At 62.9% G+C, this 26,131-nt stretch carries 28 protein-coding genes and 1 pseudogene; 27 read left to right on the forward strand and 2 right to left on the reverse strand.

What is annotated here, in order from left to right:
* Nucleotides 1–73: 73 nt before the first annotated feature.
* The 16 genes and pseudogenes from EOA16_RS11870 (at nt 74) to EOA16_RS11945 (ending at nt 13,693) form a co-directional block, all read left to right on the forward strand.
* Nucleotides 74–1,117, forward strand: coding sequence for an enoyl-CoA hydratase/isomerase family protein (locus EOA16_RS11870; protein ID WP_127258152.1), 1,044 nt, complete (start codon nt 74–76; stop codon nt 1,115–1,117).
* Nucleotides 1,114–1,536, forward strand: a complete 423-nt coding sequence (locus EOA16_RS11875; protein ID WP_127258154.1) for a DUF6163 family protein — start codon at nt 1,114–1,116, stop codon at nt 1,534–1,536. Before EOA16_RS11870 ends, EOA16_RS11875 begins: the two co-directional genes overlap by 4 nt.
* A 239-nt stretch (nt 1,537–1,775) precedes the next feature.
* Complete coding sequence (locus EOA16_RS11880) at nt 1,776–2,291, forward strand: winged helix DNA-binding protein (RefSeq protein ID WP_008875359.1); 516 nt, start codon at nt 1,776–1,778, stop codon at nt 2,289–2,291.
* A 291-nt stretch (nt 2,292–2,582) separates the two neighbouring features.
* Nucleotides 2,583–2,867 carry a hypothetical protein gene (locus EOA16_RS11885; protein ID WP_245455912.1) on the forward strand — a complete coding sequence of 95 codons (285 nt, stop codon included), beginning with the start codon at nt 2,583–2,585 and terminating at the stop codon, nt 2,865–2,867.
* Nucleotides 2,868–3,196: 329 nt separating this feature from the next.
* The gene (locus EOA16_RS11890) at nt 3,197–4,450 is read left to right on the forward strand and encodes a L,D-transpeptidase family protein (RefSeq protein ID WP_127258155.1); all 1,254 of its coding nucleotides are present in this window, start codon (nt 3,197–3,199) and stop codon (nt 4,448–4,450) included.
* 143 nt (nt 4,451–4,593) lie between these two features.
* Entirely contained in the window at nt 4,594–6,240 is a 1,647-nt protein-coding gene (locus EOA16_RS11895) for a Na+/H+ antiporter (RefSeq protein ID WP_127258157.1), read from the forward strand.
* Between the two features lie 179 nt (nt 6,241–6,419).
* Nucleotides 6,420–7,733, forward strand: a complete 1,314-nt coding sequence (gene glyA / locus EOA16_RS11900) for a serine hydroxymethyltransferase (protein WP_013532252.1) — start codon at nt 6,420–6,422, stop codon at nt 7,731–7,733.
* Between the two features lie 76 nt (nt 7,734–7,809).
* A complete protein-coding gene (locus EOA16_RS11905; RefSeq protein ID WP_127258159.1) occupies nt 7,810–8,460 on the forward strand; it encodes a hypothetical protein in 651 nt (216 codons plus the stop codon).
* A 157-nt stretch (nt 8,461–8,617) separates the two neighbouring features.
* A complete protein-coding gene (gene nrdR, locus EOA16_RS11910; RefSeq protein WP_127258160.1) occupies nt 8,618–9,097 on the forward strand; it encodes a transcriptional regulator NrdR in 480 nt (159 codons plus the stop codon).
* Nucleotides 9,098–9,099: 2 nt separating this feature from the next.
* A complete protein-coding gene (gene ribD / locus EOA16_RS11915; protein ID WP_127258162.1) occupies nt 9,100–10,215 on the forward strand; it encodes a bifunctional diaminohydroxyphosphoribosylaminopyrimidine deaminase/5-amino-6-(5-phosphoribosylamino)uracil reductase RibD in 1,116 nt (371 codons plus the stop codon).
* A 12-nt stretch (nt 10,216–10,227) separates the two neighbouring features.
* Entirely contained in the window at nt 10,228–10,845 is a 618-nt protein-coding gene (locus tag EOA16_RS11920; protein ID WP_127258163.1) for a riboflavin synthase, read from the forward strand.
* A gap of 36 nt (nt 10,846–10,881) precedes the next feature.
* Complete coding sequence (locus EOA16_RS11925; RefSeq protein WP_127258165.1) at nt 10,882–11,142, forward strand: ribbon-helix-helix domain-containing protein; 261 nt, start codon at nt 10,882–10,884, stop codon at nt 11,140–11,142.
* Nucleotides 11,142–11,415, forward strand: a pseudogene (locus EOA16_RS11930) (type II toxin-antitoxin system RelE/ParE family toxin). Before EOA16_RS11925 ends, EOA16_RS11930 begins: the two are co-directional and overlap by 1 nt.
* Before the next feature lie 78 nt (nt 11,416–11,493).
* Nucleotides 11,494–11,988, forward strand: a complete 495-nt coding sequence (gene ribH, locus EOA16_RS11935) for a 6,7-dimethyl-8-ribityllumazine synthase (protein WP_127258166.1) — start codon at nt 11,494–11,496, stop codon at nt 11,986–11,988.
* Complete coding sequence (gene nusB, locus EOA16_RS11940; RefSeq protein ID WP_023798402.1) at nt 11,985–12,485, forward strand: transcription antitermination factor NusB; 501 nt, start codon at nt 11,985–11,987, stop codon at nt 12,483–12,485. The genes ribH and nusB overlap by 4 nt, the downstream gene beginning before the upstream one ends.
* Entirely contained in the window at nt 12,482–13,693 is a 1,212-nt protein-coding gene (locus EOA16_RS11945) for an MFS transporter (protein WP_127258170.1), read from the forward strand. Before nusB ends, EOA16_RS11945 begins: the two co-directional genes overlap by 4 nt.
* A gap of 8 nt (nt 13,694–13,701) precedes the next feature.
* Here the strand turns inward: EOA16_RS11945 and EOA16_RS11950 are convergent, their stop codons facing one another.
* A complete protein-coding gene (locus EOA16_RS11950) occupies nt 13,702–14,274 on the reverse strand; it encodes an NADPH-dependent FMN reductase (protein WP_127258355.1) in 573 nt (190 codons plus the stop codon).
* A gap of 207 nt (nt 14,275–14,481) precedes the next feature.
* On the opposite strand from EOA16_RS11950, the gene EOA16_RS11955 reads away from it, so the two are divergent.
* The 5 genes from EOA16_RS11955 (at nt 14,482) to EOA16_RS11980 (ending at nt 20,881) form a co-directional block, all read left to right on the forward strand.
* Nucleotides 14,482–15,393: an ABC transporter substrate-binding protein gene (locus EOA16_RS11955; RefSeq protein ID WP_127258171.1), complete on the forward strand. Its 912-nt coding sequence runs from the start codon at nt 14,482–14,484 to the stop codon at nt 15,391–15,393.
* A 263-nt stretch (nt 15,394–15,656) separates the two neighbouring features.
* Nucleotides 15,657–16,820: an ABC transporter permease gene (locus tag EOA16_RS11965; RefSeq protein WP_127258172.1), complete on the forward strand. Its 1,164-nt coding sequence runs from the start codon at nt 15,657–15,659 to the stop codon at nt 16,818–16,820.
* On the forward strand, nt 16,817–17,755 hold the full coding sequence (locus tag EOA16_RS11970; RefSeq protein ID WP_127258173.1) for an ABC transporter ATP-binding protein: 939 nt from the start codon (nt 16,817–16,819) through the stop codon (nt 17,753–17,755). Before EOA16_RS11965 ends, EOA16_RS11970 begins: the two co-directional genes overlap by 4 nt.
* Nucleotides 17,752–18,501: an ABC transporter permease gene (locus tag EOA16_RS11975; protein ID WP_023810236.1), complete on the forward strand. Its 750-nt coding sequence runs from the start codon at nt 17,752–17,754 to the stop codon at nt 18,499–18,501. Before EOA16_RS11970 ends, EOA16_RS11975 begins: the two co-directional genes overlap by 4 nt.
* A gap of 238 nt (nt 18,502–18,739) precedes the next feature.
* Entirely contained in the window at nt 18,740–20,881 is a 2,142-nt protein-coding gene (locus EOA16_RS11980; protein WP_127258175.1) for a sodium-translocating pyrophosphatase, read from the forward strand.
* 246 nt (nt 20,882–21,127) lie between these two features.
* Here the strand turns inward: EOA16_RS11980 and EOA16_RS11985 are convergent, their stop codons facing one another.
* Nucleotides 21,128–21,640: an outer membrane protein assembly factor BamE gene (locus EOA16_RS11985; protein ID WP_023810238.1), complete on the reverse strand. Its 513-nt coding sequence runs from the start codon at nt 21,638–21,640 to the stop codon at nt 21,128–21,130.
* A gap of 114 nt (nt 21,641–21,754) precedes the next feature.
* Here EOA16_RS11985 and EOA16_RS11990 point away from each other — a divergent pair, with 114 nt between their 5' ends.
* From EOA16_RS11990 to EOA16_RS12015, 6 genes are all read left to right on the forward strand, one after another.
* Nucleotides 21,755–22,303, forward strand: coding sequence for a ubiquinol-cytochrome C chaperone family protein (locus tag EOA16_RS11990; protein WP_127258357.1), 549 nt, complete (start codon nt 21,755–21,757; stop codon nt 22,301–22,303).
* A complete protein-coding gene (locus tag EOA16_RS11995; RefSeq protein WP_127258176.1) occupies nt 22,300–22,848 on the forward strand; it encodes a DUF177 domain-containing protein in 549 nt (182 codons plus the stop codon). The genes EOA16_RS11990 and EOA16_RS11995 overlap by 4 nt, the downstream gene beginning before the upstream one ends.
* Before the next feature lie 113 nt (nt 22,849–22,961).
* Complete coding sequence (gene plsX / locus EOA16_RS12000) at nt 22,962–24,032, forward strand: phosphate acyltransferase PlsX (RefSeq protein ID WP_127258178.1); 1,071 nt, start codon at nt 22,962–22,964, stop codon at nt 24,030–24,032.
* Between the two features lie 9 nt (nt 24,033–24,041).
* Complete coding sequence (locus EOA16_RS12005; RefSeq protein ID WP_127258179.1) at nt 24,042–25,013, forward strand: beta-ketoacyl-ACP synthase III; 972 nt, start codon at nt 24,042–24,044, stop codon at nt 25,011–25,013.
* 103 nt (nt 25,014–25,116) lie between these two features.
* Nucleotides 25,117–25,440 (forward strand): integration host factor subunit alpha, encoded by a 324-nt coding sequence (locus EOA16_RS12010; RefSeq protein ID WP_013532231.1) that lies wholly within the window; start codon nt 25,117–25,119, stop codon nt 25,438–25,440.
* A 125-nt stretch (nt 25,441–25,565) separates the two neighbouring features.
* Nucleotides 25,566–26,105 carry a MerR family transcriptional regulator gene (locus EOA16_RS12015; RefSeq protein WP_023810244.1) on the forward strand — a complete coding sequence of 180 codons (540 nt, stop codon included), beginning with the start codon at nt 25,566–25,568 and terminating at the stop codon, nt 26,103–26,105.
* The last annotated feature ends 26 nt before the right edge of the window (nt 26,106–26,131 follow it).

The following is a 26,131-nucleotide window of genomic DNA, read 5'->3' on the forward strand; positions in this document are numbered from 1 at the left end:
GCTCGCCATTGACGCACCCATGCGCCACGCTTTAGCACTTCAGTCCCGGCGGCCGGGAGAGGGATTCTTCACGATGGACTTTGGCGGAGGCGACGAGATCCGCTTCGAACATCTGGGCCGGGCCGGCGTCGTCACCTTGACGCGGCCGCAGGCGCTCAATGCGCTGACGCACCGCATGATCGGGGCGCTCGACGCTGCTCTTTCCGCCTGGGAGGTCGACCAGGGCATCGACGTCGTCGTCGTCAAGGCAGAGGGCAGGGCCTTTTCGGCCGGCGGCGATATCCTGCATGTCTATGAGACAGGCCGGGCGGGAAAACCGCCGGTCGAGTTCTTCTCCGATGAATATCGCCTCAACGCTCGCATCAACAGTTTCAAGAAACCTTACGTCGCCCTGATCGACGGCATCGTCATGGGCGGTGGTGTCGGCATCTCCTTCCACGGCTCGCACCGGGTGATGACCGAGAATGCCCAGTTTGCCATGCCGGAAGTCGGCATCGGCTTCTTTCCGGATGTCGGCGCCAGCCACCTGCTGCCAGATCTCGGCGGCTCCTTCGGTATGTATCTGGCGCTGACCGGCAATCGCATCCGCTATGGCGATGCGCTGTGGTCGGGGCTGGCCACCCATACCATCAAGGCCGAGGATCAGGCTGGCTTCCTCGACCGGCTGGCGTTGACCGGCGATCCGGAATCGGTGCTGCGCGGCTTCTTCGTGCAGGCAAGGCGAGAAACCGACAGACCGACGTTGGAGGCGATTGTTCGCCATTTTTCGCAACCGTCCCTGAACCGCGTCATCGACAGCCTCGAGCGTGCGGCGGATACCGATGAGTTCGCGGCAAAGACACTGGCGACGATCCGCACCCGTTCGCCGACCAGCCTGCGCGTCGCCTGGCGGCAGATCAGCGCCGGACTGACGCTGTCCATGGAAGCCTGCATGAAGATGGAGTTCCGCATCCTCAACCGGATGCTTGCCGGCCATGATTTCTACGAAGGCATCCGCGCCGCCATCATCGACAAGGGCTCGAAGCCGCAATGGCGGCCGGCAAGCCTCGCTGCGGTCAGCGAAGCCGATGTCGATGCCTATTTCGCTCCGCTCGGCGAACGGGAACTCTTGATATGAGCGAGGTGACCTCAAGGCGCGTCGTGCTGCAGCCCTCCGGAGTGGAGGTGATCTTCGCCTGGTTCCAGCGCGTCATATCGGGCTACTGCCTGCTGTTCGGCATTCTCTACTGGATCAAGCTGATCGGCTTTTATCCGGGCACACTGTGGCGTTTCGACCTGATGCCCGTGCACTGGCAGGTCGCGGCGGTGGTGCTCGCCGTGTTCTTTCCCTTTGCCGCTGCCGGCCTGTGGATGCTAGCGTCCTGGGGCCCGGTGATCTGGTTCATTTGCGCGGTGACCGAGACGGTCATGTATGCCGGCTTTCCCGAGCTATTCGGCCACCGCTTGCTGATTGTCGTCTCGCATGCGGCGGTGGCGGTGCTCTACATCGTCTTTCGCGTCGTCATCTACCTGCAGAAGCGCCCGCTCCGTCACTAAGCCGTTGAACCCATTTGGCGGCCCGGCTGTCGCCTCGCACGAGCCCCGCAATCGTTGCCGAAATCTTTAGGTTAATTATCCTTGCTCGGGTGACCGTTCGTTAAGCTTCTTACGAAACCTCTTACCGGTAAGCTCTTGTTAGCCCTAGCGTTTAAGTCGAATTTTATGAGTATTCGATAGTGTCGCGATCAAGGTGAAAAACAAAAAATCACCAGGGCGACAAACGAGAGGCAAAGACAATGATCAATTCGCGTCCGGCGGCGAAGACCGCCAACGTATCCGACGATCGCCGCGAGGCTATCCGTTCCCTGTACATGGAATCGCTGCAGCTTGTTGAGCGGCTGCACCGCCGCCTGCTTGATGTGATCAAGGACGAATTCGACCGCAACGGCCGTTCCGACATCAATGCCATCCAGGCGCTGCTGCTGTTCAACATCGGCAACTCCGAGCTGACCGCCGGTGAGCTGCGCTCGCGTGGCTACTATCTCGGCTCCAACGTCTCCTACAATCTGAAGAAGCTGGTCGATCTCGGCTTCATCAACCACCAGCGCTCGCGCATCGACCGCCGTTCGGTCCGTGTCTCGCTGACGCCGAAGGGCAATGAGGTGGCCGAGGTCGTCGCCGGCCTTTACGAGCGTCATGTCGGCTCGATCGAACAGGTCGGCGGCATCAACACCGACGAGTTCAAGCAGATGAACCGCGCTTTGCAGCGGCTCGACCGCTTCTGGAACGACACCATCGCCTACCGGATGTAAGGCGCAGAGATCCGGCCCGCGCCACAGAAGCGCGGCCGAAATATCGACCTTCAGTCAGGGCCGGTGCCGAGAGGCATCGGCCTTTTCTTTTCCTGATCCCAAAGCCCAAATATCCGGCCAGGTTTGCTTTCGCAGCAGTGCCTAATGTCACGGCTTGGAAGAGCGCGGTGATGGGTGAGGGAAAACGCTCGAAGATTTGCTTGGGTGCCGCAGTGCTTTTGTTGGTATCGCAAACGGCTTTTGCCGAGGAGTGGTGGAAGGATTCTTTCGCTGGGGAAGGCGGCGAGCCCTGTGACAACCGACAAAGCAACGGAGATGTGGGTGGTCCGCTGCACGTTGGACAAGGTTCAGAAGATCAACCACCTGGATGTCGTCATCCTGGATATGACGTGTACGGATGGCGAGAGCACAGACAAGAGGCGGGAGCTGCTGCTCAAGATGGAGGACAACAAAGTCCTGCGCTACCCCCAGCATGAGGTGTTGCAACGATGTTCGGAATTGAAGGCGCAGCCAGGTCCGGGTCCAAAGGTTGAAACCCCACTGAGGGATCGTGAGGATAGGCAGCGCGTCTCGTGAGCGTCCGAACCGCCGCCTGCTTGACGCGATCAAGGACGCCGATCGATACCGAAAAAGCACGGGCCTTTCATTTCGCTGCGTCGCCCGATGCAAATCGCGGGCCAAGGCCACGTTGCCGCCATATTCCAGTGGAACCGAGAGTGGCAGTGATGCTGGTGTGAAGGCCATGCGTTCACCCGCAATCCGTATCGCGCCTGGGCGCTGTCACACCAAGGTGATGCGGAGCATGGTTGGCTAATTGTTAAGATTGCCAATTTTACAGTGCGGGCGAGATCGCCCGGTGATCAACGCAGCAAGTGATCGAACTGCTACCAATGTCTGGAACGTCCATGAGAACCAGCCGTCGTTTTTTCCTCTCCGGAGCCTCCGCGCTCGCAGCCGCGGTGGTCGCCGGCGGCGCCAATGCGCAGGATGTGATCGGTGATATCCTGAAATCCTCGGCGCGCGGCAATTGGGACGACCAGTTCGACGCCCGCGCCAGCGAGGGCGGCAAGGTGGCCTCGACGCTGCCGATCTTCAGCCCTCAGACCGTCGCTTTCACGGAGCAGGCGGTTGGGCAATACCAGAACATTGTCGGGCAGGGTGGCTGGGTGGAGGTTCCCGCGACCAAGAAGCTGCAGCTCGGCGTCGATGATCCCGATGTGGTGCCGTTGCGCAAGCGGCTGATGGTTTCCGGCGACCTGTCGCAAAGCGCCGGCATTTCGACGGCTTTCGATTCCTATGTCGACTCGGCGGTCAAGCGCTTCCAACTGCGTCACGGCCTGCCGGCTGATGGCTCGATGGGCAAATACACCTATGCGGCGATGAACGTTTCGGCGCAGATCAGGCTTGGCCAGTTGCAGACCAATCTGCAGCGGCTGCGCGAGAAGGCCGGCACGCTGGGCAGCCGCTACGTGCTGGTCGACATTCCGGCAGCCCAGGTCGAAGCGGTCGAGAACGACCGCGTCGTGCTTCGCCACACCGCGATCGTCGGCAAGATCGACCGGCAGACGCCGATCGTCAATTCCAAGATCAACGAGATCATCGTCAATCCATACTGGAACGCGCCGGTCTCGATCGTGCGCAAGGACATCATTCCGCTGATGCGGAAAAATCCCGATTATCTCAAGAACAGCCACATCCGCCTGTTCGCGCCGGATGGCAGCGAAGTCGATCCGATGAATGTGGACTGGTCGACCGACGACGCCGCCAAGTACCGGTTCCGCCAGGATCCCGGCTCGGAAAACGCCATGGCTTCGGTGAAAATCAATTTCCCGAGCCCTGACGGCGTCTACATGCACGACACGCCGCAGCAGAGCCTGTTCGGCAAGATGTTGCGTTTCGATTCCTCGGGCTGCGTGCGCGTGCAGAATGTGCGCGACCTCGTCACCTGGATCCTGCGCGACACGCCCGGCTGGGACCGTCAGCATTTCGAGGCGGCGATCAAGACTGGTGAAAACACGCCGATCCAGGTCACCAATCCGGTGCCTGTCCACTTCCTCTATCTCTCGGCCTGGTCGACCGGTCCCGGCGTCGTGCAGTTCCGCGACGACGTCTACGCGCTTGATGGCAACAACGAACTGCAGATCACGTCCGCATTATAAACGTTTGATTCTTATGTAAAAAGGGCCGCCTCTCAGGGCGGCCTTTTTCATTGATTGGGTGCCGCAGCGTTTTTCACGGGACGGGCGGCTGGACGGATCGGCCGGCTTTGCGCATGGTCGGCGGGAAAGCCTGGAACCGGACCATGGAAGTCGCCGTCTTCATTCTGGTCGTGCTCGTCTTCGTGGCGCTTTCCGGCGCTCTGGTTCGCATGGTGCGGGTGCCGTTGCCGGTGCTGCAGATTGCGATCGGTGCCGCGCTCGCCTGGCCGGTGCGCGGCATCCATGTCGAGATCAATCCGGAACTGTTCCTGCTGGTGTTCATTCCGCCGCTGCTGTTCGGCGATGCCTATGGTGCACCGAAGCGTGAACTGATGGCGCTGCGCGGACCGATCCTGGATCTGGCCATAGGGCTGGTCTTCTTCACCATCGTCGGCTTCGGCTACGCCTTGCATTGGCTGGTGCCGAGCATCCCTCTGATGGTCGCTTTTGCGCTTGCCGCGGTGCTGTCGCCGACCGACGCGGTCGCCGTGTCCTCGATCGTCGACAGGAATGTCGTCCCGGCGCGGCTGATGCACATTCTTGAAGGCGAGTCGCTGCTCAACGATGCGTCGGGGCTGGTTATGTTCCGCTTTGCCGTCGCAGCAGTGCTGACCGGCAGCTTTTCCCTTGCCGCGGCTTCGCTCAGTTTTCTCTTTGCCGTGGCGATCGGCATCCTGATCGGCGTGGCGGCGCTGTTCGTTGCCGCCAAGCTGCTGCAATTGCTCAACCGGATCGGCGGCGTGCCGGCCGAGGCGCAGGTGCTGGTGATGGTGTTGCTGCCCTTCATCTCCTATCTCGGCGCCGAGCATGTTGGGGCTTCGGGTATTTTGGCGGCTGTTACCGCCGGCCTGCTCACCGGCGGCTCCGGCGTGTTTCGCTTCCTCGGCGTCTCGGCGCGCATGCAGACGATGTCGCTGTGGACGACGCTTTCCTTCGTTTTCAACGGTGCTCTCTTCATCGTGCTCGGGCTGCAGCTTCCCGACATCATCCGCCATGTGCCGCCGGAACTCATGAGCCTGCATCCGATCATCCAGCCGATCGCGACCGTCATTGCGCTGACGCTGTGCCTGATCGCGCTGCGCTTCCTGTGGATCTGGGTTGGCGATCTCGCGGCCGGCATCGCCGCGCGTCTGGGCAAGCGCAAGGTGGAGCCGTTCGGGCTGCGCGTGCGACTTGCCGGTTCGGTGGCCGGCGTGCGCGGCGCCATTACGCTGGCCGGCATATTGTCGCTGCCGCTCGCCATGCCGGATGGCTCGCCGTTTCCGGCGCGCGACCTGGTCATTTTCCTGGCCGCCGGCGTCATCATCTGCTCGCTGGTCTTCGCCAGTCTCGCTCTGCCGACGATCGCCAGGGGGCTGGTCGAGCCCGGTGAGGATGCCGGCGCCGCCGAGGAGCGCCTGGCGCGTGTCGGCGCCGCCAAGGCCGCAATCGCGCGCATTGAGAGCATTGCCGGAGCCGCTGATGATGAGGGAGGCGAGGTGCCCGGCGCCAGGCTTGCCGCCGCCGATAATATCGTCGCTGGTTACCGGCGCCGCATCGCCGCCTCGGACGAAGCCGATGAGGCCCGCGCCGAGGCGCGCGAAGCCGGAAGGCTGGAACTCGAATTGAGATTTGCGGGCATCGAAGCCGAGCGCGAGGCCGTGCGTGCCATGTTTCGCAGCGGCGAGATCAACGACCATACGTCGCAGGCGCTGTTCACCGAGATCACGCTCACCGAGGCCTTGCTGAAAGGCCGGAAGGCGAGGAAATAACGACCCGCAGGCTTGGCTGGCGCAATCCGGCCAGCAAATTTCGCGCCGCAAACGTGGCGGGGCGAAAACAACTGTGTTAATGGCGCGGCAAATGCAAGTCGCCCAAAACTGTGCAGCGGTTTTGGAACAACGGCATGCATAAATCGAAAATTGCCCCCGAACCCCGAGGATTTCAGGCCATGGCAACAGCAGCGGCAGTGTCGAACAAATTCGAATCCTTCTTCGAAACCACGCTGGCCGATGCCGATCCGGAGATTTTCGGCGCCATCCGCAACGAACTCGGCCGCCAGCGCCACGAGATCGAGCTGATCGCCTCGGAAAACATCGTTTCCCGCGCCGTGCTTGAAGCGCAGGGCTCGATCATGACCAACAAATACGCCGAGGGCTATCCGGGCAAGCGCTACTATGGCGGCTGCCAGTTCGTCGACGTGGCCGAGGAACTGGCCATCGAGCGCGCCAAGAAGCTGTTCGGCTGCAACTTCGCCAACGTCCAGCCGAATTCCGGCAGCCAGATGAACCAGGCGGTTTTCCTGGCGCTATTGCAGCCGGGCGACACGTTCATGGGCCTCGACCTCAATTCCGGCGGCCATCTGACCCACGGTTCGCCGGTCAACATGAGCGGCAAATGGTTCAAGGTCGTCTCCTATGGCGTGCGCCAGGACGACCATCTGCTCGACATGGACGCCATCGAGAAGACCGCGCATGAGACCAAGCCGAAGCTGATCCTGGCCGGCGGCACCGCCTATTCGCGCGTCTGGGACTGGAAGCGTTTTCGCGAGATCGCCGATGCGGTCGGCGCCTATCTGATGGTCGACATGGCGCACATCGCCGGACTGGTCGCCGGCGGCGTGCATCCGTCGCCGCTGCCGCATGCCCATGTCGTGACCACCACGACGCATAAATCGCTGCGCGGCCCGCGCGGCGGCATGATCCTGTGCAATGACGAGGACATCGCCAAGAAGATGAATTCGGCGGTGTTCCCCGGTCTGCAGGGCGGCCCGCTGATGCATGTCATCGCCGCCAAGGCTGTCGCCTTCGGCGAAGCGCTGAAGCCGAGCTTCAAGGTCTATGCCGAGAGCGTCGCCGCCAATGCCAAGGCGCTTGCCTCCAGTCTCAAGGAAACCGGGCTCGACATCGTCTCCGGCGGCACCGACAACCATCTGATGCTGGTCGACCTCAGGCCCAAGAACGCCACCGGCAAGCGCGCCGAGGCGGCGCTCGGCCGTGCCAACATCACCTGCAACAAGAACGGCATCCCGTTTGATCCGGAAAAGCCTTTCGTCACCTCGGGCGTTCGTCTCGGCACCCCGGCCGGCACCACGCGCGGCTTCGGCCAGGCCGAGTTTCGCGAGATCGGCAAGCTGATCGCCGAAGTGCTGGATGGTCTCAAGGTCGCCAATTCCGACGAGGGCAATGCCGCCGTCGAAGCAGCGGTCAAGGCCAAGGTCGTGGCGCTGACCGATCGCTTCCCGCTCTATCCCTATCTCGGCTGACGCGATAGGAAGTCTTGCCGCCTGCTGCAACGACAAGCGTCGTCTCAGCAGGCCGGGGCGACCGGCAGGAGCCTTGATGATGCGACCATTTCGTTTCGCCGACCTTGGCGCCGTTGGCGCTCTGGCTGCTTTGATCGCCGTGCCTTTCCCCGGCATCGCCTTGGCGCAAACCGCCCCTGCTCAAGCCGCGCCCGCGCAACCCGCACCTCAGGCCGAGCCCGCGGCGCCAGCCCAGGCGGCACCCAAGCTCGAAACCTTTGGCAGATGGTCGACCCTGGTCGACGAGGTCGACACCGGTGAGGATCTGCGCAAGACCTGCGCGGCCTCGACCGCCTTCATCGGCGCTGGCGGCGAGAGCGGCGTTCTGACGCTCATCATCACGAATGGCGATGCACTGCCGCCGGATGCCTACCCGTCCATAGTGATCGCCGTCGACAACAAGGCCTTGCCGGCCGGCAAGTCGGTTGCCGCCATCTTCGGCGACGACAAGGGCCGCGTCACTACCAGGCTCCATTCCGATGGCTCCGTCAACGGCCGGCTCAGCTGGACCGCGGACAACCAGGCCAAGACCAGCCTGGCGCTCCTGCGCGCCATGCGCCGGGCATCGGTGCTTGATGTCTCCTTCGGCGATGCGCCGGTTGGAAGCATATCCATGGACGGCTTCACCAAGGCCTATCGCAGTCTCGGCGCATCGTGCGGGTTTCCGACCGCCGACGTTGCTCCCTGAGGACGTCGGTACGCTGTGCGGCTGCCTGGCGAGGCTGGCAATCCTGCTTGCGCCTCGCTATCTCTGAAGGGCGAGGGGCTGTTGGTGACACTTTGCCATCACTGCAAAAACCTCTAAGCCTTTCGCTTCACCAGATTCGCCAACCAAAGGCTTCTCCATGCGCTGTCCCTATTGCCAGTCGGAAGATACGCAGGTGAAGGATTCGCGCCCCGCCGAGGATGGCGCGGCGATCCGCAGGCGGCGCGTCTGCCCCGATTGCGGCGGCCGCTTCACCACCTTCGAGCGCGTGCAGTTGCGCGACCTCGTGGTGGTCAAGAAATCGGGCCGCAAAGTGCCGTTCGACCGCGACAAGCTGTTGCGCTCGGTGGAGATCGCCGTTCGCAAGCGCAATGTCGATCCCGAGCGCATCGACCGCGCGGTGACCGGCATCGTGCGCCAGCTCGAAAGTTCCGGCGAGACGGAAGTGGCCTCCGGTGAGGTTGGCCGGCTGGTCATGGAAGCGCTGAAATCGCTCGACGATGTCGCCTATGTCCGTTTCGCCTCGGTCTACCGCAATTTTCGCGAGGCCAAGGATTTCCACGAATTGCTGGGCGAGCTCAAGGGGGACGAAATCAAGGGCGAAGAGGACGCCAACTGAGCATGACTGCAAGCCAACAGGCCACCCTTGATCGCCGCTTTATGGGAGCGGCACTCAGACTGTCGCGAAAAAATGCCGGGCGCACCGCGACCAACCCGTCTGTCGGCACGCTGATCGTGCGAGATGACGGCAATGGTCCGATGATCGTCGGCACCGGCGTTACCGCTGTCGGCGGCCGTCCGCATGCCGAGACCGAGGCCCTGGCCGAGGCCGGCGAGCTCGCGCGCGGCGCCACCGCTTACGTCACTCTCGAACCTTGCGCCCATCATGGCCGTACGCCGCCTTGCGCCAACGCGCTGGTCAACGCCGGCGTTGCGCGCGTCGTCGGCGCCGCCAGCGATCCCGATTCGCGCGTGTCCGGCAAGGGCTACGCAATCCTGCGTGCCGCCGGTGTCGAGGTGGTGGAGAAGGTGTTGGCCGAGCAAGCCTCCGAGCAGATGGCCGGCTATTTGATTCGTTCGTTGAGAAAACGCCCGGAAGTGATTCTCAAGCTTGCGCTTTCCAGCGACGGAAAGATCGGCAGGGAAGGCGGTGGGCAGGTGTCGATCACCGGCGATATAGCGCGCCGCGAAGTGTATCTGATGCGGGCCGAGGCGGACGGCATACTGGTTGGTATCGGCACGGCCCTTGAGGATGATCCGGCCCTGACGGTGCGTTTGCCGGGGCTGGAGAACCGTTCGCCTGCCCGCATCGTGCTCGACCGCCAGATCCGGTTGCCGGAGGCTTCGAAACTGGCTTCGGGCGTGGACCGGGTGCCGCTCTATGTCGCCGCTTGCCTGGAGGCCGATCCGCTGCGGCGGGCAGCGCTCGAACGCGCTGGCGTCCGCTTCATAGGCACCGAGACCCATGAGGGCGGTATCGCGCTGCCGGAACTGCTCGAGGATCTGGCCGCGCTCGGCATGGCCAGCGTGCTGGTTGAGGGCGGCGCCAGGGTGGCGAGCGCTTTCCTGGCCGATGGGCTGGTCGACCGCATCGTGCTGTTCCACGGGCCGGAAGCGATCGGCGACGACGGCATTGCATCGCCGATCGACGCCGACCATATCCCGGCAGGTTTTCGCAAGCTTCGCGAGATGCGTTTCGGCGAAGACAGCTACGCCGAGTGGATAAGAGACCTTTAGGGATCAACACCGATGTTTACCGGAATTGTCACCGATGTCGGCACTGTCGCTTCCGTCAAACCTCTGAGGGAAGGGGTGGGTTTGCGCATCGACACCGCCTATGATCCGCAGACCATCGCGATTGGTGCCTCGATCTCCTGCGGCGGTGTCTGCCTGACGGTTACCGCCTTGCCCGACAGCGGCTCGAACGCGCGCTGGTTCGAGGTCGAGGCCTGGGAAGAGGCGCTTAGGCTGACGACGGCGATGGGCTGGAAGTCGGGCACGCGGATCAATCTGGAGCGGGCGCTGAAGATCGGCGACGAACTCGGCGGCCACATCGTTTCGGGCCATGTCGACGGCATAGCCGAAATCGTCGAGCGCAAGGACGAGGGCGATGCGGTACGCTTCACGCTGGAGGCGCCGCGCGACCTGGCGAAGTTCATCGCGCCCAAGGGGTCGGTCGCGCTCGACGGCACCTCGCTCACCGTCAACAAGGTCGAAGGCACGCGCTTCGACGTGCTGCTGATCCACCATTCGCTGACCGTGACCACCTGGGGCGAGCGCAAGGTCGGCGACCGCGTCAATCTCGAGATCGACACCATGGCCCGCTACGCGGCGCGGCTGGTGGAGGCTGCCAAAGAGGGGCTTTGAGTGTGTCAGCCGCCTGCACCTGATTGTGAGGCTCAGATGGATACAAAAGTGATCACCGCTAACGTTCCGCTGCCGCTAGCAGAAAAGGTGGATCAGTTGGCTGCCCGCCTTGAGCGCCCGCGCGGCTGGATCGTCAAACAAGCTCTATCCGCGTGGGTGGATTTGGAGGAGGAGCGCCGACGGCTCACGCTTGAAGCAATGGCCGATGTCGACGCAGGACGTGTCGTCGATCACCAGGCCGTGCAGGCGTGGGCTGAGAGTCTTGGTACCGAAAAGCCACTGCCGGTGCCTCGTTGATGGAATTGAAATGGACCGACAAGGCTCTGTCCGACTCTCCGGCTCCATAATTTTCTCGCGCCAGCAAATGGCCCGGCGGCTGCACGTGCAGTGCAGTCGCTTACTGCCGCACCGGCGCGGTTAGTCGGGTATCCGCGCATCGGTGAGAAACCAGAAGAATTCGAGCCACGAGAAGTGCGCCGCATTTTGGTAGGCAGCTACGAAATTCGTTATGAAATACAGAACACGACAATTTCCGTGTTGCGCCTGTGGCATACGCGAGAAGATCGATAGCGCGCGTCCATCCCGCAATCTTCCGCTTGCGGTCAACCCGGCTTCGGCCTAAGTCACCGGCGATCCCCGGAGACTTTTATGGCTGGCACATCCCAACACGGCAAAGCCTTCATTCGTCCGAAGACGAAGGCCCATCTGCTCATTGTCGAAGCGCGCTTTCACGACGACCTGGCCGACGCGCTGCTCGACGGCGCGACAAGCGCGCTCGATGAAGCGGGCGCGACTTACGACGTCGTCACCGTTCCAGGTTCGCTCGAGATCCCCGCGGTGATCACCTTCGCACTGGACGGCGCGACGGAAGGCGGCACACATTATGATGGCTTTGTCGCGCTCGGCACCGTCGTCCGCGGCGACACCTATCATTTCGACATTGTCGCCAATGAATCCAGCCGCGCGCTCATGGACCTGACCGTGCAGGACTCGGTCTGCATCGGCAACGGAATCCTCACCACCGAGAATGACGCCCAGGCCTGGACTCGCGCCAAGCGCTCGGAAGGCGACAAGGGCGGCTTCGCGGCACGTGCGGCGCTGACCATGATTGCCCTCAAGGAACAACTGGGAGCGCGATCGTGAGCGAACCCGCTTCGCCCGGCCAGCCGGCAGTGCGCCACGCCAACAAGCGCGGCGCTGCCCGTCTGGCCGCCGTGCAGGCGCTCTATCAGATGGATGTCGCCGGCAGCGGTGTCTTCGAGATCACCGCCGAATACGAGGCGTTCCGCCTTGGCAAGGAAGTCGACGGCGCGCTCTATCGCGAGGCCGATGCGCAATGGTTTCGCGCTATCCTGGCGGGTGTCGTCGAGAACCAGAAGACCATCGATCCGATCATCCGCCAGGCGCTGACCGAGGACTGGCCTCTGTCGCGGCTCGATTCGACGCTGCGCGCCATTCTGCGTGCCGGCGTCTACGAGTTGATGAAGCGCGAGGATGTCCCCGTCGCGGTCATCGTCTCCGAATATGTCGACATCGCCAAGGCCTTCTACGAGGAGGACGAGCCGAAGCTGGTCAATGCCGTGCTCGACCGTGTGTCTCGCCGGGTGCGTGGCGAGGGGCGCGGCAAGGACGCATCATGACGGCCATCGCCCTTGAGGCTGGTCAGGAGGCGCGCCGCACCGCTTTGATCCTCGCCGCCTCGCAGGCGATCATCGGCTCGGCCGCTCCCATCGCCATCTCCGTGGGGGCGCTGGCCGGGCAATATCTGCTTGGCCCCGACAAATCATTGGCGACGGCGCCGATCACCGGCTTCAACATCGGTGTGGCGCTCGGTGCGCTGCCTGCAGCGGCCATCATCCGCAGCATGGGCCAGCGCGGCGGTTTCATGACCGGCACGATCGTCACGGCGCTCGGTGGCCTGATCACCACTCTGGCGCTTTTTCAAGGCAGCTTCTGGCTGTTTGCCTTCGGCTTGCTCACGATCGGTGTCGGCGGCGCCTTCGTCCAACAGTTCCGCTTCGCCGCCGCCGACAACGCACCGGCGGAATTCAAGGCGCGCGCCATCTCCTTCGTGCTGGCCGGTGGTATCGTCACCGCCATCCTCGGGCCGCAGATTGTTATCTTCACCCGCGAATTGTTGGCGCCGGTCATGTTTGCCGGTTCGTTCATCTCCATCCTGCCGCTGGCCGCCGTCGGCGCCATCATCCTGTCGTTCCTGCGGCTTCCGGCGAAAGCATCCGGCAAGGTGGAGATCGCCGACAGCGATGCCAGGCCATTGGCTGAAATCGTCACGCAGCCGCGTTTCGTCGCCGCGCTTTTCTGCGCGGTCGGCAGCTATGCGCTGATGAGCTTCGTCATGACGGGCGCACCGCTGGCCATGGTCGGTTGCGGCCTGTCGGAGAACGACGCGACGCTCGGCATCTCCTGGCATGTCATGGCGATGTTCGCGCCAAGCTTCTTCACCGGCTCGCTGATCCATCGCTTCGGCGCCGAACGCATTGTGGCCACCGGCCTGATCCTGCTCATCGGCTGCGCCATTGTCGCTCTGTCGGGCCTGGCGCTGTGGCAGTTCTGGACGTCGCTGATCCTGCTGGGCCTTGGCTGGAACTTCGGCTTCATCGGTGCGACCGCGATGGTGGCCGCGACCTACCGGCCGTCGGAAAAGGGCAAGGTGCAAGGCTTCCACGACTTCGTCCTGTTCGGCTCCGTCGCCTGCGCCTCGCTGATGTCGGGCATGGTCTACAATGCCTGGGGCTGGGAGATGCTGAACTGGATAGTCTTTCCGGTCACCGTCCTGTGCTTCGTGGCGCTCGGCGCGTTGAAGCTGACAAGCGCGCGCCCGGTTTGACGCCAAACCTATGCGTCCGGCGGCAACACCTGAAGCACCCGCGCTATGAACATGTGGAACTCAGCCATGTAGTTGCGTAGGAAGTCCTCGGTTGATTCGACCGTCACTTCGCCGTCGGCCGTTATCAGTCCTGGCGTGAACTGGATATAAGCTTCCGGCGCATTCATCTGGGGTGAGTTGCAGAAGCTCAGAACGCTGCGCAGGCTTTGTTGAGCGACAGCGGTTGCGATGGCGCCCGGCGATGTTCCGATGACGGCGGACGGTTTGCGCGCGAATGAGTTCTTTCCATAGGGGCGGCTGGCCCAATCGATCGCGTTCTTTAATCCGCCAGGGATCGAGCGATTATACTCCGGGGTAACGAACAGGACGGCCTGAACGGAGGCGATCGCCTTTTTGAAATCCTGGGCGACCGGTGGGAAGTCCGCATCATAATCGTAGCTGTAAAGGGGCAAATCCCTGAAGGCGATTTCCGTCATTTCCAGTTCCGGAGGAGCCAGTTGCACGAGCGCCTTCGCGAGCTTGCGGTTGATAGATTCCCGGGCGAGACTTCCGATGAGGTAACCGACTTTGTGTATGGCCATGACACGCTCTCCGTGTTTGTCCACCCGCACCCTTACTGCATTATCCGCCAGATGGCGGCAGATCGCCAGCGCCGCCTCGAGAACGGCCTTTGGAACAAAAATATTGCGCTGATCCCCTTTCTTATGAAACCGTGTGCCCCGACTGGCCGTTGAAGCCATGCTCATATGCGGCCACCGCATTTCGGTTCATAGCAAGGGGTTTTCACGATGTTTTCAGTCAAGTTTCTGGCCGGCGCGGCATTGGCGCTCGGCATCACGGTGGCTTCCGCCAATGCCCAGGTGGTTGTCTCTTCGAAGATCGACACCGAGGGTGGCGTGCTCGGCAACATCATCCAGCTCGTCCTCAACGCCAACAACATCAAGACATCTGACCGTATCCAGCTCGGCGGCACGCCGGTGGTGCGCAAGGCCATCACCGCCGGCGAGATCGACATCTATCCCGAATACACCGGCAACGCCGCCTTCTTCTTCGAGAAGGCCGACGATCCGATCTGGAAAGATGCCGCCAAGGCCTATGAGACGGCCAAGAAGCTCGACTATGACGCCAACAAGATCGTCTGGCTGTCGCCGTCGCCCGCCAACAACACTTGGGCGATCGCGCTGCGCAAGGAGGTTGCCGAGACCAACAAGCTCGCCACGCTCACCGACTTCGGCAAATATGTCGCCGGCGGCGGTCAGGTGGTGCTGGCGGCTTCCGCCGAATTCGTCAACTCGGCTGCCGCCCTGCCGGCCTTCCAGACCACCTATGGCTTCACGCTGAAGCCTGAGCAACTGATCACCCTCTCGGGCGGCGACACCGCGGCAACCATCGCCGCAGCCGCCAACCAGACCAATGGCGCCAATGCAGCCATGGTCTACGGCACCGATGGCGGCATCGCACCGTCCGGGCTCGTCGTGCTCGACGACGACAAGGGCGTGCAGCCGGTCTACCAGCCGGCGCCGATCATCCGCGAAGCGGTGCTGAAGGAACATCCCGAGATCGAGACGCTGCTGAAGCCGGTCTTCGCCAAGCTCGACCTCGTCACGCTGCAGGAGCTGAACGGTCGCGTGCAGGTCGGCGGCGAGCCGGTCAAGGGCGTCGCCGAAGACTTTTTGAAGAAGAACGGGTTTTTGAAGTAGTCCGCGCGTTTCAACAAAGTGACGTTGGTGCCAAGCACCCCCCTCTGTCCTGCCGGACATCTCCCCCTCAAGGGGGGAGATTGGCGGCGTCGGCGCCGGAACTCAGCTTGCACTGCTGAAAGTTGGCGAAAGCCATCGAGGCATCCGATCTCCCCCCTTGAGGGGGAGATGGCCGGCAGGCCAGAGGGGGGCGCCTCGCGCAGACGTCACAATCCTGTAGCTGCATCTTCCTCAGGGTACGTCGCTTTGCAGGCGCGCGCGCCATGAACATCCGATTCGACAAGCTCGGCGTGGTCATTGCCGCGATATCAGCCTACGCGGCTTTCGCCGCGCCCTTTGCCACGTTCCGCGCCAACCGCATCGTCCCCGGCCAGGCGCGCTCGATTCTCGAGGCGCTGCCGGCAACCACCGGGGCGCTGCTGCTCGCCATCATTGTCGTTGCCGCACTCATTGCTCTGTTCAAAACACCGCTTGTGCTGCGCCTTGCCGCCAGCGTGGCGGCGCTTGCCGCGCTCGCGCTGCTGATCGGCGTCGCCGGCACATTTCTCACGCCGGCGGGCAACACCTTTGCCCGGATTTCGCCAGCCTCCGGTTTCTGGATTCTGATTTTTGCCTTCACGCTTTTGCTCGCCGATGTGCTGACACGCCTGAACCTGTCGCCATTGGCACGGGTTGGCGTGCTTGTGGCTTCAGCTTTGGCGATCGGGCTGCTGTTGATTTCGGGAAGCTGGGACAATCTGTCGATCCTGAAGGAATATTTCAACCGCGCCGACAGTTTCTGGGCGGAGGGCTCCAAGCATGTGACGCTGGCGCTCGGTTCGCTGGCGGCCGCGGTGATCGTCGGCCTGCCGCTCGGCATCCTGTGCCATCGCGTCGAAAATCTGCGGGCCGGGGTTCTCAACGTGCTCAACATCATCCAGACCATTCCCTCGATCGCGCTGTTCGGCCTGCTGATCGCGCCGCTCGGCTGGGTGGCCACGCATGTGCCGGGGGCTGCCGCGCTCGGCATTCGCGGCATCGGCACCGCACCCGCCTTCGTCGCGCTGTTCCTCTATTCGCTGCTGCCGGTGGTGGCCAACACCGTGGTCGGTCTCGCCGGCGTGCCGCGCGCGGCCAACGACGCGGCACGCGGCATGGGCATGACCGACAGGCAGCGCCTGTTCGGCGTCGAGTTTCCGCTGGCTTTTCCTGTCATCCTCACCGGCATCCGCATCGTTCTGGTGCAGAACATTGGCCTCGCCACCATTGCCGCGCTGATCGGCGGCGGCGGTTTCGGCGTGTTCGTCTTCCAGGGTGTGGGCCAGACGGCGATGGACCTTGTGCTGCTCGGCGCGGTGCCAACGGTCGCACTCGCCTTTGCCGCCGCCATCATCCTCGATGCGGTGATCGAAATGACCGCCACCAGGCGCAGGGTTGAAACGGCATGATCGAGATCGAAGGCATTACCAAGCGCTATGACGCGACGACCGTGGTCGATGACGTTTCGATGGTCATCGAGCCGCGCTCCATCGCCGTCATTGTCGGCACGTCCGGTTCCGGCAAGACGACGCTGCTGCGCATGATCAACCGGCTGGTCGAGCCGACCTCGGGCATCATCAAGCTCGATGGCGCCGACAACCGCTCGCTGCCCGGCTACGAGCTGCGCCGCAGCATCGGCTACGCCATCCAAGGCCACGGCCTGTTTCCACATCGCACGGTGGCACAGAACATTGCCACCGTGCCGGTCCTGCTTGGTTGGGACAAGGACCGTATCAAGGCCCGGGTCGACGAATTGATGACGCTCTATCAACTTGACCCCGAAGCCTTCGGGCCGCGCTATCCGCACGAACTGTCCGGCGGCCAGCAGCAGCGCGTCGGCGTTGCTCGCGCACTCGCCGCCGAGCCCAACGTGCTGTTGATGGACGAACCGTTCGGCGCCCTCGACCCGATCATCCGCACTAAGGCGCAGGAAGATCTGCTGGCGATCCAGAAGCGCTTCGGCACCACCATCATCCTCGTCACGCACGACATGGAAGAGGCCGTGCATATGGGCGACAAGATCGGGGTCATGGATGCCGGCAAGCTGGTGCAATACGCCAAGCCGGCCGAGATCCTGGCAAAGCCGGCAAGCGCCTTCGTCGAGACTCTGGTTGGCGCCAGCGAGAGGCCGTTCCGGTTGCTGTCGCTAGGCCGGGTCCGCGATGCCGTGGAGAAAGGCTCCGCCGAAGGCGAGGCGATCCCCGGCGATGCCAGCCAGCGCGACGCGCTGGCCGAATTGTTGTGGTCGGGTCGGCCGGCGCTGCCGGTCACAGGCGCCGACGGCAAGCCAATTGGCCGCGTCACGGTCGACGGCCTAGTGAAACGCGCGGCGAGGCCGGCATGAAGGCCTGGCTTCCATCGCTGCTCAGGCTGGCTTTGGTGGTGCTGCTCGTGGCCTTCGTCACCAATCCCGGCTGGTTCGAGCCGCTGCTGAAGCCGCTGACCGAAAACAATGCGCCGGTGATCTACAACCAGGGCAGCCTGCTGACGCTGACATTGCTGCATTTGCGCACGGTTCTGATCGCCACCGTGGCGGCAACCATCGTTGCGGTGGCGCTTGCCATCCTGGTCACCAGGCCCGCCGGCGCCGAATTCCTGCCGCTGTCGCGCAGCCTGGTCAACATTGGCCAGACCTTTCCGCCGGTGGCGGTGCTGGCACTCGCCGTGCCGGCCGTCGGCTTCGGCGAGAAGCCGACGCTGATCGCGCTGTTTCTCTACGGCCTGTTGCCGATCTTCGAAAATGCGCTGACCGGCCTGACGACGCTGCCTGCCAATGTCGTCGAGGCGGCGCGCGGCGCCGGCATGACCGGTTGGCAAAGGCTCACCAAGGTCGAGCTGCCGCTCAGCGCCCCGATCATCCTGGGCGGCATCAGGCTGTCGGTGGTGATCAGCCTTGCCACCGCCACCATCGGCTCGACGGTGGCCGCCAAGACGCTGGGCGAAGTGATCATCGCCGGTCTGTTGTCCAACAATCTCGCCTTCATCTTGCAGGGCGGCCTGATCGTGGCAGCCCTTGCCGTGCTGATCTATGACGGTCTGTCGGCCATCGAGCGCTACACGGCCCGCCGCATGGGCCGGGAGGCAGAGTAGCCGCGTCCTGCGTCAGGCCAATTTCAATCGATCTAATAGGGGCGTGCTGACGGCGGCCGTCGCTTGGCCCGAACCATTTGGGCGAAAGCCGGGCAAAAACCGAACAATATCTTGACGTTCGCAGCCCTGTTTCGCATACACCGCTGCGAAGAGGCGGATTCCGTGCACGGAGTCCGGTCTTTGTCTCAACGGCCCAGGGAGGGGTTCTTTTGGGCCATCAATCGAGGAAAATCCGGCAATGACAATTATTTCCGCCGTCATCGCCTGCGGCCTGCTTTCAATCCTTTACGCCATCTGGGCGACACGATCGGTCCTTGCGGCCGATCAGGGCAATGCACGCATGCAGGAAATCTCCGCGGCTATCCGCGAGGGCGCACAAGCCTATCTGGCGCGTCAGTACACCACCATCGCCATCGTTGGCGTCGTCGTCCTCGTACTCGCCTGGTGGTTGCTGTCCATCACCGCCGCGATCGGCTTCCTGATCGGAGCGGTGCTTTCGGGCGCTGCCGGCTTCATCGGCATGCATGTCTCCGTTCGCGCCAACGTTCGCACGGCGCAGGCCGCATCGAACAGCCTCGCTGCCGGCCTCGACATCGCTTTCAAATCGGGCGCCATCACCGGCATGCTGGTTGCTGGCCTGGCCCTGCTCGGCGTGTCGATCTACTACCTCGTCCTGACCCACTTCATGGGCCTCCAGCCCAATGACCGTATTGTCATCGACTCGCTGGTCTCGCTCGGCTTCGGCGCATCGCTGATCTCGATCTTCGCCCGTCTCGGCGGCGGCATCTTCACAAAAGGTGCGGATGTCGGCGGCGATCTCGTCGGCAAGGTCGAAGCCGGTATTCCCGAAGATGATCCGCGCAACCCGGCCACCATCGCCGACAATGTCGGCGACAATGTCGGCGACTGCGCCGGCATGGCCGCCGACCTGTTCGAAACCTATGCGGTGACCGTCGTCGCCACCATGGTTCTGGCTGCCATCTTCTTTGGCGGCACCGCCGTTCTGGGTGCGGCCATGCTTTATCCGCTCGCTATCTGCGGCGCCTGCATCCTGACCTCCATCGTCGGCACCTTCTTCGTCAAGCTCGGTTCCAACGGCTCGATCATGGGCGCACTCTACAAGGGCCTGATCGTCACCGGCCTCTTGTCCATTGTCGGCCTCGGCGTCGCCACCCAGGTCACCCTCGGCTGGGGCGAGATCGGCACGGTCGCCGGCATGGTCATTACCGGCAAGAACCTGTTCATCTGCGGCCTCGTCGGCCTCGTGGTGACCGGTCTCATCGTCGTCATCACTGAATACTACACCGGCACCAACAAGCGCCCGGTCAACTCCATCGCCCAGGCGTCGGTCACCGGTCACGGCACCAACGTCATCCAGGGCCTTGCTGTCTCGCTGGAATCGACGGCGCTGCCGGCGATCGTCATCGTCGGCGGCATCATCTCGACCTATCAGCTCGCCGGCCTCTTCGGTACGGCGATCGCGGTCACGACGATGCTCGGCCTTGCCGGCATGATCGTTGCGCTCGACGCCTTCGGCCCGGTCACCGACAATGCCGGCGGCATTGCCGAAATGGCCGGCCTGCCCAAGGAAGTGCGCCACTCCACCGACGCGCTCGACGCGGTCGGCAACACCACCAAGGCGGTGACCAAGGGCTACGCCATCGGCTCCGCCGGTCTCGGCGCACTGGTGCTGTTTGCCGCCTACTCGAACGACCTGAAGTTCTTTGCCGCCAATGGCGACAAATATCCCTACTTCCAGGGCATGGGCGAGATCTCCTTCGATCTCTCCAACCCCTACGTCGTGGCCGGCCTGATCTTCGGCGGCCTCATCCCGTACCTGTTCGGCGGCATCGCCATGACGGCCGTCGGCCGTGCGGCGGGCGCCATCGTCGAGGAAGTGCGCAAGCAGTTCCGCGAGGATCCGGGCATCATGGCCGGTACCTCCAAGCCGAACTACGCCCGCGCGGTCGACCTGCTGACCAAGGCGGCAATCCGCGAGATGATCATCCCGTCGCTGCTGCCGGTTCTGGCGCCGCTCGTCGTCTATTTCGGCGTGCTGCTGATCTCGGGTTCGAAGGCGTCCGCTTTTGCCGCCCTTGGTGCCTCGCTGCTCGGCGTCATCGTCAACGGCCTGTTCGTCGCCATCTCGATGACTTCGGGCGGCGGCGCCTGGGACAACGCCAAGAAGTCCTTCGAAGACGGCTTTGTCGACAAGGACGGCGTCAAGCATCTCAAGGGTTCCGAGGCGCACAAGGCTTCGGTGACCGGTGACACGGTCGGCGATCCCTACAAGGACACGGCTGGCCCGGCCGTCAACCCGGCGATCAAGATCACCAACATCGTCGCGCTCCTGCTGCTGGCCGTGCTCGCGCACGGCTGATCGAGGCTTCAGCCCGCAAAAACCCGCGGGAGCGATCCCGCGGGTTTTTTGTTGAGCAATGCCATGTCCACACGTTAACGAGCGGATCTCCGCCTTGTATGCGGTGAATGCGCCGGCATCTCATCTGCCCGGCTTGGGTTTCGACGGCTTAAGCACCGCCGGCCACAACAAAAACCCGCAGGATCGCTCCCGCGGGTTTTTGGTCGCCTGAGATGATGAGGCTTCCGGAATGGAAGCCGAAAGGAATTAGACGCCGCCGCCTGGAATGCTGGGTGCCAGCTTGCTGGCACCGTTGATGATCTGGCTGAGGAAGTTCTGGTCCTTGCCGCCGGTCGGTGTGGTGCGCGAGATGAAGTCGAACATCTTGCCGTCCTTCATCCCGTAATTGGCGATCTGGGTGACGCGACCGTCGGCGCCGAAATAGACCGCCAGCACATGCTGGTCAATGAGCCGTGGCTTGTCGAAGGCGACGTAGCGCTTGCGCGTCTGCGAAATGTAATAGAAGGCCTCGTTGTCGAAGGTGGCGGTCGTCGACGGCGTGCCGAGCGCCAGAAGCACCTGCTCGCGGCTCGAACCGACCGGCACCAGGTCGATTGCCTGCTGGTCTATGACGTAACCTTGCGTCAGCGTCTCACTCGGGCTGAGGTCGCCGATCATCTTGGAGGTGTGGCAGGCGGACAGTGCCGAAACGATCATCAGCAGCGAGATCGCGCCGGCGGGCCTGGACGAGAAGGTCGACTTGAAATTCAGCGCGCGCAACAACAACTCCATTAGCTGGCCGCAACTTGCGCTGGGCCGCGAAACCGGTAAACCAGCTTGCTTGCCGATGCAACAAGCCCACTTCAACAAACGGTCCCCAGGAGACCATCCCCAATGTTCCAGCGCTTTTTTGGCCGCGAACGCTACGCCAACCGCGCTATCACCGAGGCGCTTTACGCACAAATCGTGGCGGCGGCGCGGCAGACTGTGTTTTATTCCCACTGGAATGTGCCAGACACGCCGCTTGGCCGTTTCGAGATGCTGTCGCTGCACATGTTCCTGTTCCAGCACAGGTTGCGCGGTGAGAGCGGTGCGGCGCAAGAGGTGGCCCAGGTGCTGATCGACGAGTTCTTCCTCGACGTTGACCATTCGTTGCGGGAATTGGGCATTGGCGACGTTGGCGTGCCCAAACGCATGAAAAAGCTGGCAAAGATGTTTTATGGCCGAACCGCTGCTTATGACGATGCCCTGGAAAGAAACGACCGCGAGGGGTTGACCGCGGCTCTTGCCCGCAATGTCCGGCCCGACGCGGGCGCCTGGCCGGAAGCATCGCTGCTGGCCAACTATGTTACCGACGCGCGCAATCATCTGGCCGCGCAGACATCCGAATCGATTGTCTCCGGCACGCTGACCTTTCCCGCCGCCAAGGAGGTTGAACAATGAAGCATGTTGATCCGCAAAGCCCGGTCTCCTTCCGCGCCAACGTTACGCGCCTGCCGCAGAAGGGTTTGCCGGTGGTTATCGAGGCCGACGCCGCACAGCGTGCGGCGCTGGCCGAGGAACACGGGCTGATTTCGGTCGAATCCTATCGCGCCGAGCTCCTGGTCGCGTCGTGGAAGCGCAATGGCGTGAAGATAAGCGGTCGCGTCGAAGCCGACATCACCCAGGCCTGCATCGTCACGCTCGAGCCTGTCGAGGCGCATATCGACGAACCCGTCGAAGCGCTTTTGCTGCCCGAGGATTCCAAGCTTGGACGGCAGGGTTTCGATGGTGGCGGCGAGATCCTGCTCGACGCGGAAGGCCCTGACAGTCCAGAGACATTTTCCGGTGACACGATCGATGTCGGGGCACTCGCCGAACAGTACTTCGGGCTCGCCATCGACCCCTATCCGCGCAAGCAGGGCGCATCGCTCAACGCCGGCAGCGAGAACGAACCGGCGGAGAATGAATTTCAGCAAAAACTGCGATCCTTGCTGGGAAAATCCTGAAAAGCTCGCCCGCGACGGAAAAGTCGGTTGTGCGGCAGCCCAAAACCGTTATTTTCGCCGAACCTTCGCGGTCGCTAAAGCGACCTGCCGCCTAACCGTGAGATAAATACCGCGTGATCAGGATTTCCATCGATGCCATGGGCGGCGATCACGGACCAGCCGTGGTCATTCCAGCGCTCATGACGGTCGCGACCCGTCGTCCCGACATCCGCTTCGTCATCTTCGGGCGTGAGGAGGTCGTGCGCCCGGAGCTTGCCAAATTTCCCAAGCTCGCCGAGATCAGCGAATTCTTCCATTGCGAAATTGCGGTCAGGATGGACGACAAACCGAGCCAGGCGCTGCGCCACGGCCGCTGGAAGTCATCGATGTGGAAGGCCGTCGAAGCGGTCAAGTCCGGCACGGCCGACGCCTGCATTTCCGCCGGCAACACCGGCGCGCTGATGGCGATGTCGAAATTTTGCCTGCGCACCATGGCCACCATCGATCGCCCGGCGATCGCAGCCCTTTGGCCGACATTGCGCGGCGAAAGCGTGGTGCTGGACGTCGGCGCGACCATTGGGGCCGATGCGCAACAGCTCATTGATTTTGCCATTCTCGGCACCGGCATGGCGCGCTCGGTCTTCGGCATAGCCAGGCCCAGCGTCGGCCTGCTCAATGTCGGCGTCGAGGAGATCAAAGGCCAGGAAGAGGTCAAGGAGGCGGGGCGCATGCTGCGCGAAGCCAACATGGCCTCGATGAACTATCACGGTTTCGTCGAGGGCGACGATATCGGCAAGGGCGTGGTCGACGTCGTCGTCACCGAAGGCTTTGCCGGCAACATCGCGCTGAAGACGGCGGAAGGCACAGTGCGCCAGATCGGTGGCTATCTGCGCGCGGCGATGAGCCGGACTCTGATGGCCAGGATCGGCTATGTCTTCGCCAAGGGCGCCTTCGATCGCCTGCGCGAAAAGATGGATGTCGGCCGCTCCAATGGCGGCGTTTTCCTGGGGCTGAGCGGCATCGTCGTCAAAAGCCATGGCGGTGCTGATTCTGACGGGTTCGCCGCCGCGATCGAACTCGGCTATGACATGGTCCGCAACAACCTCCTCGACCGCATCGAGGCCGATCTGGACCTGTTTCATGCGCGCAACCCGCGTGCCCTGTCATCTAGGAAATCCGACGTCGTCACCGACGGAAAGGAATAGGAAAGAACTTTGATCAGATCAGTCGTGCGCGGCACGGGCGCCGCGCTGCCCCGCCGAATCATGAAGAATGCCGATTTCGAAGGCATGGTCGAGACTTCCGACGAGTGGATCGCCCAGCGCACCGGTATTCGCCAGCGCCATATCGCTGGCGACGACGAGACGACGGCGTCGCTGGGGGAAGCGGCGGCACGTGCCGCACTTGCCAATGCGGGCCTCACGCCCGCCGATATCGATCTGATCGTGCTGGCGACCTCGACGCCCAACAACACATTTCCGGCCACCGCCGTCGAGATCCAGAATCGGCTCGGCATGCATCACGGCTTTGCCTTCGACATGCAGGCGGTCTGTTCGGGCTTCGTCTATGCCGTGACCACCGCCGATCTCTACATCCGCGGCGGCCTGGCCAAGCGTGTCCTGGTGATCGGTTCGGAAACATTCTCGCGCATCCTCGACTGGAGCGACCGCTCGACCTGTGTGCTGTTCGGCGATGGCGCCGGTGCCGTGATCCTGGAAGCAGGCGAGGGGACGGGCACGATCGCCGACCATGGCGTTCTGGCGGCCAGCCTGCGCTCCGACGGAACGCACAAGGACAAGCTATTCGTCGACGGCGGGCCGTCGACGACGGGTACGGTCGGCCACCTCCGGATGGAGGGCCGCGAAGTCTTCAAGCACGCGGTCGGCATGATCACCGACGTCATCGAGGCGACGTTTGCGCAAGCCGGCATCTCAGCCGATGATCTCGACTGGTTCGTGCCCCACCAGGCCAATAAACGAATTATTGACGCTTCCGCCAAGAAGCTCGGGATAGCTGAGCAAAAGGTGGTGGTTACGGTCGATTTGCACGGTAACACCTCGGCTGCTTCCGTGCCGTTGGCGCTGTCGGTGGCCGTTGCCGACGGCCGCATCAAGAAGGGCGATCTCGTCCTCCTGGAAGCGATGGGTGGCGGCTTCACCTGGGGCGCTGTCCTGGTTCGCTGGTAAGTGCCGAACGGTCCGGTTTCGGTCCTTGACCTTGACGGATCAATTACTTAGGCTCTGCCGTTGTTGTGCCGAATTTTATGTTTTGAGCTGATGGGACGGTCGCATGGGGGGAAAGACACTTACGCGCGCCGACCTTGCCGAGGCAGTTTACCGGAAGGTCGGCCTGTCGCGCACTGAATCGGCCGAGCTCGTCGAAGCGGTGCTGGATGAAATCTGCGAAGCCATCGTGCGCGGCGAAACGGTGAAGCTGTCGTCCTTCGCGACATTCCACGTCCGCTCCAAGAACGAACGCATCGGCCGCAATCCCAAGACCGGTGAGGAAGTTCCGATCCTGCCGCGTCGGGTGATGACCTTCAAGTCGTCGAACGTGCTGAAGAGCCGTATCCTGCGCTCCCATCAGAGCGGCAAGGCCAAAAGCGGCAAGTAGTCCTATTGAGCGGTTGAAAACCGCCGCCGCCATGACGCCGGGCTTGAATATTGCTTCATAAACCGCTGAAATAAGCCCCGATTCGGCAGGTAGGCCGGATCATCGTCCAGCGTGAGGATTCGCCCATGGACAAGAGCCCCGACGCCTTTCGTACCATCAGCGAGGTCGCCGAAGATCTCGATTTGCCGCAGCATGTGCTGCGCTTCTGGGAAACGCGTTTCAACCAGATCAAGCCGATGAAGCGCGGCGGGGGCCGTCGTTACTACCGGCCGCAGGATGTCGAGCTGATCAAGGGCATCCGACACATGCTCTACGACCAAGGCTACACCATCAAGGGCGTGCAGAAGCTGTTGCGCGAGAACGGCAACCATTTCCTGGTTGCCATCGGCAATGGCGACATGGCCGCCGTCGAGGCGATCTCGCAGCGAAGGCAGGCTGACCAGGTGCCGCTGACACCGGCGGCCCAGCCGCGTGGCATGGACGACGAACTGGTCGGCCAGCCGCGGGTGAAGCCCAGCCGCCGCTTTTTCGGCCTGGGCAAGAGCGACGAGGACGGTCCGGTGCAGCCGGATGCATCAAAACTCTCGCGCGACAACAGGGCCTTGCTGCAGGAGGCGCTATTCGACCTCCTGGAATGCAAGCGCCTGCTTGACCAGGTGCGCTGAGCGTCGCTCCAAGCGACATCGATATT

Origin of the sequence: Mesorhizobium sp. M7A.F.Ca.US.008.03.1.1, assembly GCF_003997495.1 — a bacterium.
GTDB lineage: Bacteria > Pseudomonadota > Alphaproteobacteria > Rhizobiales > Rhizobiaceae > Mesorhizobium.

Excerpts from the sequence above, each read along its gene's own strand:
- EOA16_RS12015 (WP_023810244.1), top strand. The coding sequence starts at position 25,566 with ATGGACAAGAGCCCCGACGCCTTTCGTACCATCAGCGAGGTCGCCGAA.
- EOA16_RS11905 (WP_127258159.1), top strand. The coding sequence starts at position 7,810 with ATGATGCGACCATTTCGTTTCGCCGACCTTGGCGCCGTTGGCGCTCTG.
- nrdR (WP_127258160.1), top strand. The coding sequence starts at position 8,618 with ATGCGCTGTCCCTATTGCCAGTCGGAAGATACGCAGGTGAAGGATTCG.
- EOA16_RS11890 (WP_127258155.1), top strand. The coding sequence starts at position 3,197 with ATGAGAACCAGCCGTCGTTTTTTCCTCTCCGGAGCCTCCGCGCTCGCA.
- EOA16_RS11895 (WP_127258157.1), top strand. The coding sequence starts at position 4,594 with ATGGAAGTCGCCGTCTTCATTCTGGTCGTGCTCGTCTTCGTGGCGCTT.
- EOA16_RS11965 (WP_127258172.1), top strand. The coding sequence starts at position 15,657 with ATGAACATCCGATTCGACAAGCTCGGCGTGGTCATTGCCGCGATATCA.
- EOA16_RS12010 (WP_013532231.1), top strand. The coding sequence starts at position 25,117 with ATGGGGGGAAAGACACTTACGCGCGCCGACCTTGCCGAGGCAGTTTAC.
- EOA16_RS11955 (WP_127258171.1), top strand. The coding sequence starts at position 14,482 with ATGTTTTCAGTCAAGTTTCTGGCCGGCGCGGCATTGGCGCTCGGCATC.
- ribH (WP_127258166.1), top strand. The coding sequence starts at position 11,494 with ATGGCTGGCACATCCCAACACGGCAAAGCCTTCATTCGTCCGAAGACG.
- EOA16_RS11975 (WP_023810236.1), top strand. The coding sequence starts at position 17,752 with ATGAAGGCCTGGCTTCCATCGCTGCTCAGGCTGGCTTTGGTGGTGCTG.
- EOA16_RS11870 (WP_127258152.1), top strand. The coding sequence starts at position 74 with ATGGACTTTGGCGGAGGCGACGAGATCCGCTTCGAACATCTGGGCCGG.
- EOA16_RS11945 (WP_127258170.1), top strand. The coding sequence starts at position 12,482 with ATGACGGCCATCGCCCTTGAGGCTGGTCAGGAGGCGCGCCGCACCGCT.
- EOA16_RS11950 (WP_127258355.1), bottom strand. The coding sequence starts at position 14,274 with ATGGCCATACACAAAGTCGGTTACCTCATCGGAAGTCTCGCCCGGGAA.
- EOA16_RS11925 (WP_127258165.1), top strand. The coding sequence starts at position 10,882 with ATGGATACAAAAGTGATCACCGCTAACGTTCCGCTGCCGCTAGCAGAA.
- glyA (WP_013532252.1), top strand. The coding sequence starts at position 6,420 with ATGGCAACAGCAGCGGCAGTGTCGAACAAATTCGAATCCTTCTTCGAA.
- EOA16_RS11990 (WP_127258357.1), top strand. The coding sequence starts at position 21,755 with ATGTTCCAGCGCTTTTTTGGCCGCGAACGCTACGCCAACCGCGCTATC.
- EOA16_RS11875 (WP_127258154.1), top strand. The coding sequence starts at position 1,114 with ATGAGCGAGGTGACCTCAAGGCGCGTCGTGCTGCAGCCCTCCGGAGTG.
- EOA16_RS11995 (WP_127258176.1), top strand. The coding sequence starts at position 22,300 with ATGAAGCATGTTGATCCGCAAAGCCCGGTCTCCTTCCGCGCCAACGTT.
- ribD (WP_127258162.1), top strand. The coding sequence starts at position 9,100 with ATGACTGCAAGCCAACAGGCCACCCTTGATCGCCGCTTTATGGGAGCG.
- EOA16_RS11970 (WP_127258173.1), top strand. The coding sequence starts at position 16,817 with ATGATCGAGATCGAAGGCATTACCAAGCGCTATGACGCGACGACCGTG.
- EOA16_RS11980 (WP_127258175.1), top strand. The coding sequence starts at position 18,740 with ATGACAATTATTTCCGCCGTCATCGCCTGCGGCCTGCTTTCAATCCTT.
- EOA16_RS11880 (WP_008875359.1), top strand. The coding sequence starts at position 1,776 with ATGATCAATTCGCGTCCGGCGGCGAAGACCGCCAACGTATCCGACGAT.
- EOA16_RS11920 (WP_127258163.1), top strand. The coding sequence starts at position 10,228 with ATGTTTACCGGAATTGTCACCGATGTCGGCACTGTCGCTTCCGTCAAA.